Origin of the sequence: Treponema socranskii subsp. socranskii VPI DR56BR1116 = ATCC 35536 (genome assembly GCF_000468115.1) — a bacterium.
GTDB lineage: Bacteria > Spirochaetota > Spirochaetia > Treponematales > Treponemataceae > Treponema_D > Treponema_D socranskii.
This window is the reverse complement of the sequence record NZ_AVQI01000079.1, coordinates 34,952-46,638: the sequence shown is the minus strand read 5'-3', so window position 1 is coordinate 46,638 and position 11,687 is coordinate 34,952. Positions and strand designations below refer to the sequence as shown.

At 49.5% G+C, this 11,687-nt stretch carries 10 protein-coding genes; all 10 read left to right on the top strand.

Annotation, left to right across the window (positions count from 1 at the left end; translation table 11 throughout):
* Window positions 1-194: 194 nt before the first annotated feature.
* A complete protein-coding gene (gene aroA, locus HMPREF0860_RS10690; RefSeq protein WP_021495772.1) occupies window positions 195-1,496 on the top strand; it encodes a 3-phosphoshikimate 1-carboxyvinyltransferase in 1,302 nt (433 codons plus the stop codon).
* 9 nt (window positions 1,497-1,505) lie between these two features.
* Window positions 1,506-2,888, top strand: coding sequence for an MmgE/PrpD family protein (locus HMPREF0860_RS10685; protein WP_021331620.1), 1,383 nt, complete (start codon window positions 1,506-1,508; stop codon window positions 2,886-2,888).
* 110 nt (window positions 2,889-2,998) lie between these two features.
* Window positions 2,999-3,700 (top strand): ABC transporter ATP-binding protein, encoded by a 702-nt coding sequence (locus HMPREF0860_RS10680; protein ID WP_021331625.1) that lies wholly within the window; start codon window positions 2,999-3,001, stop codon window positions 3,698-3,700.
* Window positions 3,701-3,702: 2 nt separating this feature from the next.
* A complete protein-coding gene (locus HMPREF0860_RS10675) occupies window positions 3,703-4,533 on the top strand; it encodes a hypothetical protein (RefSeq protein ID WP_021331641.1) in 831 nt (276 codons plus the stop codon).
* A 1-nt stretch (window position 4,534) separates the two neighbouring features.
* A complete protein-coding gene (pyrF, locus tag HMPREF0860_RS10670; protein ID WP_021331614.1) occupies window positions 4,535-5,440 on the top strand; it encodes an orotidine-5'-phosphate decarboxylase in 906 nt (301 codons plus the stop codon).
* Window positions 5,441-5,632: 192 nt separating this feature from the next.
* Window positions 5,633-7,414, top strand: coding sequence for a flavocytochrome c (locus HMPREF0860_RS10665; protein WP_021495774.1), 1,782 nt, complete (start codon window positions 5,633-5,635; stop codon window positions 7,412-7,414).
* A 182-nt stretch (window positions 7,415-7,596) separates the two neighbouring features.
* Window positions 7,597-8,481, top strand: coding sequence for a dihydrodipicolinate synthase family protein (locus tag HMPREF0860_RS10660; protein ID WP_038082435.1), 885 nt, complete (start codon window positions 7,597-7,599; stop codon window positions 8,479-8,481).
* A 44-nt stretch (window positions 8,482-8,525) separates the two neighbouring features.
* Window positions 8,526-9,491: a tripartite tricarboxylate transporter substrate binding protein gene (locus tag HMPREF0860_RS10655; RefSeq protein WP_021331612.1), complete on the top strand. Its 966-nt coding sequence runs from the start codon at window positions 8,526-8,528 to the stop codon at window positions 9,489-9,491.
* A gap of 66 nt (window positions 9,492-9,557) precedes the next feature.
* Window positions 9,558-10,025, top strand: coding sequence for a tripartite tricarboxylate transporter TctB family protein (locus HMPREF0860_RS10650; protein ID WP_021331610.1), 468 nt, complete (start codon window positions 9,558-9,560; stop codon window positions 10,023-10,025).
* A 28-nt stretch (window positions 10,026-10,053) separates the two neighbouring features.
* Window positions 10,054-11,580: a tripartite tricarboxylate transporter permease gene (locus HMPREF0860_RS10645; RefSeq protein ID WP_021495758.1), complete on the top strand. Its 1,527-nt coding sequence runs from the start codon at window positions 10,054-10,056 to the stop codon at window positions 11,578-11,580.
* The last annotated feature ends 107 nt before the right edge of the window (window positions 11,581-11,687 follow it).

Sequence of the window (11,687 nt, the reverse complement as noted above, 5' to 3'; positions counted from 1 at the left end):
CTCGGAATGGTTTTAGGCCAGCTTATGGACAGCAATTTCCGTCGTGCGATGTCGCTTTCTCGAAATTCGGATAATCCTTTCGGAAATATGTTTTTTCATCCGATAACAATTATTCTATCGTTTTTGATTTTAGTTTCGCTGTTGGCAAGTTCGGATAAAATTAAAGCAATAATCGGAAAAATGAGGTTTACTATATGCAGGTAGTAGCGAGTAAAGCATCGTTGACAGGCTCAATTACGGTACCCGGAAGTAAAAGTCATACGATACGCGCATGTCTTTTTGCCGGTCTTGCAGACGGTACCAGTCACATATACAATCCGGTAGCCAGCGAAGATTGTCTCAGTGCCGTAAAAATGATTCGGAATTTCGGTTGTTCCGTCGATATGCGGAATAATGAATGGATTGTTAAAGGAATCGGTTCGAAATGGCCGCAACCGTCGTTTGTGATCGATGTCGGTAACAGCGGGACGTTATTAAGTTTTAGCGCAGGCATTGCAGCGACGCTGCACGGTTATTCGGTGATTACAGGAGATGCATCAATTTGTAAGCGTCCGTTGGAAGATGAACTGCAAGGGTTTAGGCAGTTGGGAGCGAAAGCGTTTGCAACGAGAAAAGGTATCGATGCTCCTCCGGTGATTATAGAAGGGCCTATCCGTTCCGGGCTTGTGCGTCTGAAAGGTACCTTATCTCAACATGTGAGCGGTACGCTTATGGCCGCAGCATTGACGGAAGGGATTACCCGTATCGAGCTAAGCGATCCCGGAGAAATTCCGTTCGTTAAAATGACTGTCGGATGGCTGGAATCTCTCGGCGTTCATGTCGAATATGATCATGAAAATTATGTATGGTCTGAAATTACAGGATCGAATACTTTTTTGCCATTTGATAAAACAATTCCATCCGATTGGGAAAGTGTGGCATTTCCCGTTGTTGCAGGTATATTGACTCATTCCGAAATTGTGATCGACAACATCGATATGTCATCTACGCAAGGGGATAAAGCGATAATTGATTTATTGAATGAAATGGGAGCGCACATCGAAACGGATACGGTCAACGCTCGGTTAATTGTTCATCCGACAAATGAATTACATGGAATTACGGCATCGTTATCCGATTTTCCCGATGCGTTGCCTGTTCTATCGATAGCTGCGGCATTTGCGCACGGGCGTTCTCAATTTACAAACATAGGCGTTTGTCGTTTAAAGGAGACGGATCGCATCACGTTGATGCGGAAAGAACTGACAAAACTCGGTGTCATCTGTACGGAAGGTACCGATTATCTGGAAGTAAACGGTATGGGAGGGCAAGGAATACACGGAGGAAGTATTGAAAGTTACGATGATCATCGTATTGCGATGGCGTTTGCCGTATGCGGGTTGGCATTACCTCCCGAATACGCAATAGTTATTAATAATGCAGAATGTTGTTCCGTTTCGTTTCCGCATTTTTATGAGAGTATGAATGGAATCGGTGCAGGGTATAAAATAAAATGAGAAATTGTTATGCGAAATGACACGCTTTTGAGCATTCTTGCAGATTTTACGGCAAATCTGAAATATGAAGATTTACCTCCGAAAGTAATTTCAAAAGCAAATGATGTCATTTTCGACTTTATCGGATGTTACTACGGCGCTCTTGCCGATTTTAATAATAAAAAAATACTGAGATTTGCCATAGAACATTCAGCCGGAAAAGATTCATCTCTGTGGGGGACAGGAAAACGATTGTCTTCCGATGAAGCTGCTTTGGCTATGGGGTATTGCGGTTATTCGCTGGAATATGACGACGGCGTATCACTTGCCGGTCATTGGGGCAGTTCGTCTATTCCGGCGATCTTTTCAGTTGCGGAAAAATACAAAGCAAGCGAAAAGGATATTATTGCAGCGGTCGTCTGTGCCTATGAAGTCGGAACGCGGATTAGTAGGATATATTCGAAGTCCATGTTGGAACATAAAATCCATTTTCCCGGAGCGATGGGTTTTTATGCCGCTGCAGCCGGGGTTGCCAAGATTATGAAACTCAATTCTGAGCAGATTGCAAAGGGTTTGGCGAATGGAGGATTGGCTTCGATAAGTCCGTACAGTACGGCAGTTAGCGGCGCCCGAATAAAAAGTATGTATTCGGGATGGCCGAATTTTCTCGGCATTCGCTTGATGGAGTTGGCACGTACCGATGTCGGCGGAGATATCGATGTATTTGAATCCGTCGACGGGCTCGGTGTCGTTCTGTCGGGACGGCCGCTTTCCGATGAAAAGAGAGCAAATGCGCTTGCAAATTTGGGAAAAGAATATATGCTGCTGCAGAGTTATTTTAAACCCTATCCGTGTTGTCGATGGCTTCATGCACCTTTATATCTGTTGGAAAAAATATTGGCGGAAAACAGCAATAAAAATATAACGCAGATTATTGTTCGAGGACCGAAGTTTATTAATTTATATAATACGCGCGGTGATTATTCCCAAACGGTTAAAGCGCAATACAGCATTCCGTATACGCTTGCAGCGATGTTATTACATCACAGATGCGGTATTGAGGAATTTTCAGATACATTTCGTACAAGTGCTGCTATTCGAAAAACAGCGGATATGATAAAAATTGCAGAAGACGATGAGGCGGAGAAATTATTTCCGGAGCGATTTCAGATTACGCTTGCGGTGCGCTTCGATGACGGGAGTTATGTCGAAAAAACAGGCGGATTACCGTGGGGCCCTGATTTACCGGCTACAAAAGATGAGTTGATTTTAAAATTTAAAAGATTGACGACTGCAATATTGGGATACAGAAACGGTGATGCAATTGTAAAATTATATAAAAGCGGATTTGAAATTACAGGTGCGTTTCGTCAATTAGTACGTATTCTTAATCGTAAAGTTATCGATATATAATAAGTATAACGGTGTTTTCGAAAAATACGGTTTTTCCGGATTTTTCTCCCGAATCTGCAAAGCGCGTCATAGCACACCGCACGTAAATTCGCTATACTGTCCGTACAGCTATGGAACCGATATTGACTGTAGAAAATCTGACGAAGCGTTACGGTGCGAAGCCCGCGCTTAAAAATATTTCGTTCGTGCTTGAAGCGGGGCGAATACTCGGGCTTATGGGGCCGAACGGCAGCGGTAAAACGACGTTTTTGAAAGTCGTCGCGGGCTTGCAAAAGGCGAACGGCGGAAAAGTGCGTGTATGCGGAAACCCCGTCGGCGTTGAAAGCAAAAAGTACGTGTCTTTTTTACCCGACAGAAATATTATGCCCAAGCGCATGACGGCGCTCGATGCTTTCGATTATTACCGCGATTACTTTGACGATTTCGATGTACACAAAGCGCTCGATATGCTCGACTTCGTCCGTCTCGAAAAAAACGTTCCCGTCTCGCAGATGTCGAAGGGCATGATCGAAAAACTGAATTTGACTTTATGTTTTTCCCGCAAAGCCAAATTGTTTTTGCTCGACGAACCGCTCGGAGGAGTCGATCCCGTTGCACGGGAAAGGATCGTATCGGCTATCGTCAACACGTACAATCCTTCTTCGTCGATCATCGTGAGCACGCATCTCGTGCACGACATCGAACATATGTTCAACGACGTGTGCTTTATCGGCAAGGGCGAAATCGTGCTGTATGAAGATGCAAGCGTGCTGAAAAGCCGGCGCGGTATGGACATCGACGAACTGTATATCGATACGTTTAAGGAGATGTGAGCATGATGCAAGCGACGTTGAAACAGGAATGGAAAGCGAGCCGCCTGCGCATTTTGTATACGAGCGCCGTCATCGCGATGGTATTGCTCGGCGCGGTTCTTGTCAATTTTATCGCGTATCAGACGAAGTCGGATCATCTTTCGCTTTTCGGCATGACAATGTATTTTATCGGATTTTGCTGTATGGGGATTATCCCGCTGTATGCGTTGGTGCGCGGAAGCGGCAATATGCAGCCGATTCTTTTCGGCGATACGGGCTGGCTTGCATTGCTTGTGCCCGAACGAAGTTATGCGCAGCTCGGAGCGAGGCAGCTCGTAAATCTTGCCGAATACGTCATCTATATGCTGCCGGCTCTGTTGTATCTGTCGTTTATGGCGCCGACGGCGGGGCTGCTCTTTCACGGCGCGTTTTCGGAATATCTGCCCTTTTCGGTCAATCCGGGTATGTCCTATGTTGAGAGCATAAAGCAGCTGTACCGCTTTGCATTTGCCGAACATTTTTTAGAACTCGTACAATTCGGCGCAATGGGCGTCATCTCTTTTGCGAGCTGGCAGGCGATGTTCAATTTTGCAATGGCGCTGTACTCCGCTTTTATCCGCACGAAAAAGCCGAATAAATTTTTGATCGTCGTAATCATCTTTTTTCTGTTTTATTTTCCGATGCGTATCGGTACGCTCGGCTTCGATAACGACGTGAGCGATATGGTGCGGGACTCGTCGTTCTATGGAGCGGTGCTGCGCTATTCGTGGAATCATACGCTGCGCTATGCGATTTTCGGCGCGGTGTATTTTTTAGCGACGGGTTGGCTTATGGAGCACAAAATCGAGGTGTGACGTGAAACATGCGATGGAGCGCCTGCGGGAGCTTTCGAAAAAAAACGGTCCGCTGTGCGTCGGACTCGACACCGATCCCTCGTATATTCCCGAAAGCGTTTTGCGGCAATTCGGCGGAAAAGCTGAAGCGGTTTTCGCATACAACAGAGAAATTATTAATCGAATCGCGGACGACAAAAGCGCGTGCTGCTGTAAAGTACAGATCGCGTATTACGAAGCGATGGGCGTCGAAGGGATGAGCGCGTATGCGAAAACGCTTTCGGCGGTGAGGGCTGCGGGATTGTCGGTTATATCGGACATCAAGCGGGGAGACATCGCGAATACGGCGGAAGCATACGCGCGCGCGCATTTTTCGGGCGACTTCGAAACGGATATAGCGACGGTAAATCCGTATATGGGGTTCGATACGCTTTCACCTTTTGTAGATTTTTGCAAAAAGGGCAAAGGGATATTCGTTTTGCTCCGCACGTCGAATCCCGGAGCGGCGGACATCGAGCGAAGGGAGCTTAAAGAAGGAGGCGCCGTATTCGGTATCGTCGGCGCGGAACTCAAGCGGCTTGCGAAAGAATGCGGGCAGGGCTGTGACGCGGCATGCTGTCCCCCTGTCGGTGCCGTCGTCGGCTGTACGGAAGAAAGCGATGCCCGTTTTTTGCGCGACGCGTATCCCGAACTCTTTTTTTTGATCCCCGGTTACGGAGCGCAGGGCGGAAAAGCGCGTGTGGCTGCAACACTTCTCGGCAAAGCCGGCGGCGTCGTCAACTCTTCGCGCGCTCTTTTGTGTGCATGGAAAAATGATGCGGATCTCCTGCGAAAAGCGGATGAAGGGGTGATTACGCTTTCCGATATGGCCGATGCGGCCGCTCGAAGCGCGCTTTCGGCAAAAGAAGAACTGTGCGCTTTGGCGTAAGCGCCGGATTTTGCGTCAATCGTTCGAAACATTGTCATTTACGAATTGATGTGTTAATATGAAGTCTGATGACGCGTTTTATTTAATTTGAAATTGAATCTGTCAACTCGGTTCTAAGCGCGGACACGCGGGATTTGTTCTGTCGTAAAGCGCATCTACAAATACGTTTTATATTTGTTTATGGAGGAAAAAATGAAGAAATTCGCTTTTAAGCGGACGGCAGCAGTGATGCTTGCAGTATCGTTGCTTTTTGTTTCTTGCGGAGGCGGAAGCAAATTCAAAGCGGGAACCTATACCGGCGAAGGCACTGGTATGGGAGGGGCGCTCACGGTGCAGGTAAAGCTTTCCGCTTCGAAAATCGAATCGGTAACGGTAACGAAGCACAACGAAACGCCCGGTATCAGCGATCCTGCAATCGAAAAGATTCCGGCGCAGATTGTAGCTGCTCAAAAAACGAACCTCGACGTTATCGGCGGATGTTCGATTACGAGCCGCGCGATTATGCAGGCGGCGGATGCTGCGCTCAAAAGCGCAGGCGTCAATGTCGAAAAGCTTAACGCAGCAACCGCTTCTTCTGCGGAAACGAAAGCGGCCGATGTCGAAAAGACGGCGGACGTTATCGTCGTCGGAGCCGGAGGAGCGGGTATGGCAGCCGGCGTTCAGGCAAATCAAAACGGCGCGACGGTTATCATCATCGAAAAGACGGCTCGCGTCGGAGGCGATACGATTATGGCCGGCGGCGCGCTCAACGCGGTCGATGAAGGCAGCGAAACGGCTAAGGCGAACAAGGATTCGGTCGCGCTGCATTACAAGCAGACCTATGAGGGCGGCGACAAGCAGGGTGATCCCGATTTGATTCACACGCTTACCGACAACGCATGGAAGGGCGTCGAGTGGCTCAAATCGATGGGCATGGAATTCAAGCCCGGCACGTTTACGGTAACCGGCGGTTTGTGGCCTCGCGCGCATAAACCGGTAGACCCCGTCGGCACGGGATTTTTCAAAACCTATAACCGCTATATCGATTCGCACGAGGGCATCGAAGTGATGCTCAATACGAAGGGCGAAAGCTTTATCGTCGAAAACGGTAAAGTCGTCGGCGTCAATGCGATCGGTGAAACGGGTAACAAAGTGACGCTCCGCGCGAATAAGGGCGTAGTTCTTGCGACCGGCGGTTTTGCACGCAACGTCGAAATGCGCGAAAAATACAACAAACAATGGCCGACGCTCGGCGCGAATATTCCTTCGACGAACCCGCCGAGTTCGACGGGAGACGCTTTTGCCATGCTCGAACCGCTTCACGCTCAGCTCGTGCAGATGGAAAACATCCAGCTCCTGCCGCTCGGCGATCCCGAAACGGGAAGCCTTTCCGGCAATATCGAAATGGATGTCGAACGCCGCATCTTTGTCAATAAAAACGGCGACCGCTTTGTCGATGAAGGCGCTAGGCGCGATACGATGACGATGGCGCTGTTTCATCAGCCGGATAACTATATGTGGATCGTACTCGATTCGCACTGCTATCCGACGGGCGACGAAAAAAACAATTTCAACGAATCCGCGAACGAACTCGTTGCTGCCGGCCGCGCGGTGAAGGCGAACTCCGTCGAAGAACTTGCAAAAGCGATGAACGTTCCCGCCGATCATCTGAAAGCCGCGCTCGACGATTTCAATAAACACGTCGCCGATAAATCGAAGGACGCGTTCGGTCGTACGCTTTATTCGACGCCGATCGACAAGCCGCCGTTCTATGCGGCTCCCCGCGTTCCGACGGTTCACCACACGATGGGCGGCGTCAAAATCGATACGGGCTGTCACGTGTACAACACCGACGGAAAAATCATTCCGGGCTTGTATGCGGCGGGCGAAGTTACCGGCGGCATACACGGTGCGAACCGCTTGGGCGGCAACGCGCTGACCGATACGGTCGTATTCGGACGCATCGCCGGTACGAACGCAGCTGCGGGTAAGTGATCGTCCGTTCTAAAAGCTGAAGTTTCGGACGCGCTTTGAAGCGCAGGTGATGACGTAAAAGCGGCTTTCTCTTCGGGGAAGGCTGCTTTTGCGTACTTATCGATTTCATGTGAAGTTCAAAAGCGGCGGCTGAAATATCGTCGCTGCTTTTGAATGCCGAGCCGTTTTTTATGGGAGGTTCTATGAAAAAATTATACGGCGTTATTACCGCTATGACGACGCCGTTTACGCAAGATAACAAAGTGGATGTCGCGGCGCTTGAAGAACAGACCGAATTTTTAATTCAAAAAGGCATTCACTGTTTGTATCCGTGCGGTACGACGGGTGAAATGTTTTCGATGTCCGCCGAAGAGCGCGAACTCGTCGCCGAAACCGTCGTCAAAAAAGCCGCCGGCCGCGTAACGGTTTTCGTCCACGTCGGCGCAATGTGTCAGGACTGTACGATCCGCCTTGCAAAACATGCGCACAGCATCGGTGCTGACGGCGTGGGCATCATTACGCCGGTGTTCTTCCATGTCGATGACCGCGCTATGGTCGAATATTATAAAACGGTATGCGCCGCGCTGCCGGACGATTTTCCCGTGTATGTATATGTGATTCCTCAGCTTGCGCACAACGATATCGGGGCTGCGACGATGGAAGAGATCGCTTCCGCGTGTAAAAACGTCGTCGGTGTAAAATACAGTTTTGCCGATATGCGCCGGATAAACGAATATCTGCAAGTGCGCGGAGGAAATTTTTCGGTTGTCCCCGGAGCGGACGATCTCTTTTTGCCCGCGCTGTCGTGCGGCTGCGACGGTACGGTGTCCGGCTGTTCGGGCCCGTTTCCGGAAGCTTTCGTTGACGTGTATAAAGCGTTTCAATCGGGCGATATTGCCGCGGCTCGGAAAGCGCAGGTTAAAGCGACGAAATTGGCGATGATTATGAAATGCGGCGCGAATATGTCCATATTCAAAAATATCTTGACGATGCGCGGTATTCGCGGCGGATACATGCGCCGACCGCTTCTCGATTTGACTGCCGAGCAGGTTGCGGAACTGAAAAAAGAAGTTGCATCGTATTTGTAATTGCAAATACGGTGTAGAGGTATATGGCTTTTTATGGAGGTAGTATGAAAAGAATCGGAATACTGTGTCTGCTTTCGGCAGCGGTAATTTCTTGGAGCTTTGCTCTGGGTAATGGAGATAGTGTCAAATTTCCCGGCAACAAACAGATTTCTCTGATCGTTCCGTATTCTGCGGGCGGCGCGTCCGATACGACGGCGCGCATCTATGCGTCGGAACTTGAAAAAGCGCTCCCCGGTACGATCACCGTGAGCAATATCACCGGCGCGTCGGGAGCGACGGGATTGACGCGGGTCAAAAACGCAAAAGCCGACGGCTACACGGTCGCGTATATGCCCGTCGAATCGACGATGCTCCGCGCACTCGGTCTCACCGATTTGAGCACCGACGATTTCAAATTCATCGGACGGGCGATGACGATTCCGTCGGCCGTCACGGTAAAAGCGGATTCTCCGTGGAAGACGATTGAAGATTTTATCGCGTATGCGAAAGCGAATCCGGGAAAAGTTCGCGTCGGAAATTCCGGAACGGGATCCATCTGGCATGTCGCGGCCGCTTCGGTAGAAGACAAATGCGGCGTTAAATTTACGCACGTTCCGTTTGAAGGTGCAGCCCCTGCCGTAACCGCTCTTGCCGGCGGCAATATCGAAGCGGTTACCGTTTCTCCGTCGGAAGTGCAAAGCCTCGTCAACGACGGCAAACTGAGAGTTTTAATAATTCTCGGCGAAGGCCGTTCGTCCGTCGTTCCGAATGTACCGACTGCCCGCGAAAAAGGCATCGATATTGCGATTCAGGGATGGGGTGCGTTCGCCGTTCCGAAGGGTACGCCCGCCGAAATCGTGAGTATCCTCGAAAAAGCGTCCGCCGCTGCGCTTAATTCCGCGCCGGTAAAAGAACTGCTCGCATCGAAAGGTTTTGAACACGCATATTTGAGCGGTTCCGATATGGATGCCGCCGCCGCAAAAGAATTGAGCTATTACGGAAAATTGATTCCCGCATTGCTCAAAAAATAATGCTTTGCCGATCGCTCCCGTATTTTCGGGAGCGATTTTTATCGTATGAAAAGGAGGTCGCCGTTTATGCGCAAGGGTGATGCGATATCCGGTATTGCGATAACGCTTTTGGGTTTCGGAGTGGTCGTTTATACGCTCGCGGAAAATACGATGCGCTTTAACGCGCAAACTTCCGACGGAGTTCCGGGAGCCGGTTTTTTCCCCGTGCTGCTCGGATCCGTTTTAGGGATTCTCGGCATCGTTTTACTGATTCGCAGCATCCGTGAAAAGATCGAAAAAGCACAGTCTGCCGCTGCAAGTGAAGAAACAAAAAAAAATATTAAAATGCTCGTACTGACGATAACGGCCATCGTCATATTTTTTATTTTGTGGCAGCTTACGAAATTATTTATTTTGTGGGCGCTTGCGCTTGTGGTTTTTCTTAATTTTATATTTGAGCGTACGTGGAAATTCAATATCATCTATTCGCTCGTGTTTGTCGCTTTTATCTATCTGGCCTTTGTCGTAGGCTTTTCCGTCCAATTCAATATTTAAAAGATGATAGATATATACGGGAGTATGTATGACACTCGAAATTTTTGCCAAGGCTTTTTTTGAACTTTGTACGCCGTCGGTTTTATTGTTTTTATGCCTCGGAGTCGTAATCGGTACGGTGATCGGCGCGCTGCCCGGCCTATCCGCAACGATGGGTATCGCCATTATGACGCCGATTACATTTTGGTTTCCGCCGGCAAACGGATTCGCGCTGCTTATGGGACTGTGGAATGCCGCAATTTTTTCGGGATGCATTTCCGCGATTTTAATAAATACTCCGGGAACGCCCGCTTCCATCAGTCAATCGCTCGACGGCTATCAGATGTACCGGCAGGGGAAAGGCGGTCTCGCGCTCGGCGTAAACGTCATCTATTCGTTTATCGGAGGGGTCTTTTCGACGCTGTGTCTTATTTTGTTTTCCACACCGATAGCGAATTTTACCGTAACGTTCAATGCGCCCGAATACTGTATGCTCGCGCTTTTCGGTCTTTCGATGATGATCGCCGTGTCGACCGGCAACGTGCTCAAAGGTACGATACTCGGCGTCGCGGGCATCCTGCTCAGCTGCGTGGGACTCGATCCTCTGCTTGCCGTACCGCGCTTTACTTTCGGTTCGGTCGACTTGCTCGCCGGCATTTCGTTTATCCCCGTTATGATCGGTATGTTCGGTATCGGCGAAGTGCTGTATCAGATGTATTCGCGGAACCGCGCGGAAGAAGCGGCGGAAATGAAAGCGCGGAAAGTCAATCTTGCGCTCGGCCGCGTTTTGCCGTCGTTTAAGGAATTCAAAGAACTCACGATACCGACGCTTATCGGTGCCGTTGAAGGAACGCTCATCGGCGCGATTCCCGCAGCGGGCGGCGACATCGCATCGATTATCTCGTGGGGCAATGCAAAAAAAATGAGTAAGCATCCCGAAGAATACGGAAAGGGGTCGATTGAAGGGCTCGCCGTTTCTTCGACTGCAAATAATGCGGTTATCGGAGGGGCGATGACGACGATGATGACGCTCGGCATTCCCGGCGATTCGGTTACCGCGATCCTTATCGGCTCTTTGACGATGTACGGTATGCAGCCGGGTTTGAAAATGTTTACTGAAAATGCCGACTTTACCGCAAAGATTATGCTGCTCATGCTGCTTGCGAATGTCGTCTTTTTGATCTTCGGTCTCGTTACCGCAAAAGCATCCGCGAAAGTGCTGAACGTTTCGCAGCCGACCGTTTGGACGGCGGTATGTCTTTTGTGCGTCGTCGGATCCTATGCGTTGAATAATAATTTTTTCGACGTTATCGTCATGTTTGCCGCTGCTCTTCTCGGCTTTGTGTGCAAAGTATATAATTTTCCGACGGGACCATTTGTGCTCGGTCTGCTCCTCGGCAATATGATGGAAGCGAACTTCCGCCGTGCGCTCGTGATGAGCCATGGGAAGCTCATGACTTTCGTACAGCGTCCCGTTTCCTGCGTGCTTTTGATCGCGACGATTCTCGCGTTCTCTTGGCCGGTTATTAAAAATATAATCGATGCGCGGAAGGGCAGCGCGCGAAAGGCGGGGTAAAAGCATGTGTGTATGTATTTTGCGGTATCGAAAAACGTAAGTTTCGAGCGGTTTCCTTTTGTTGCAAAAGGATTTATCTTGGGATGCTTTTTATTAATTGATAATTA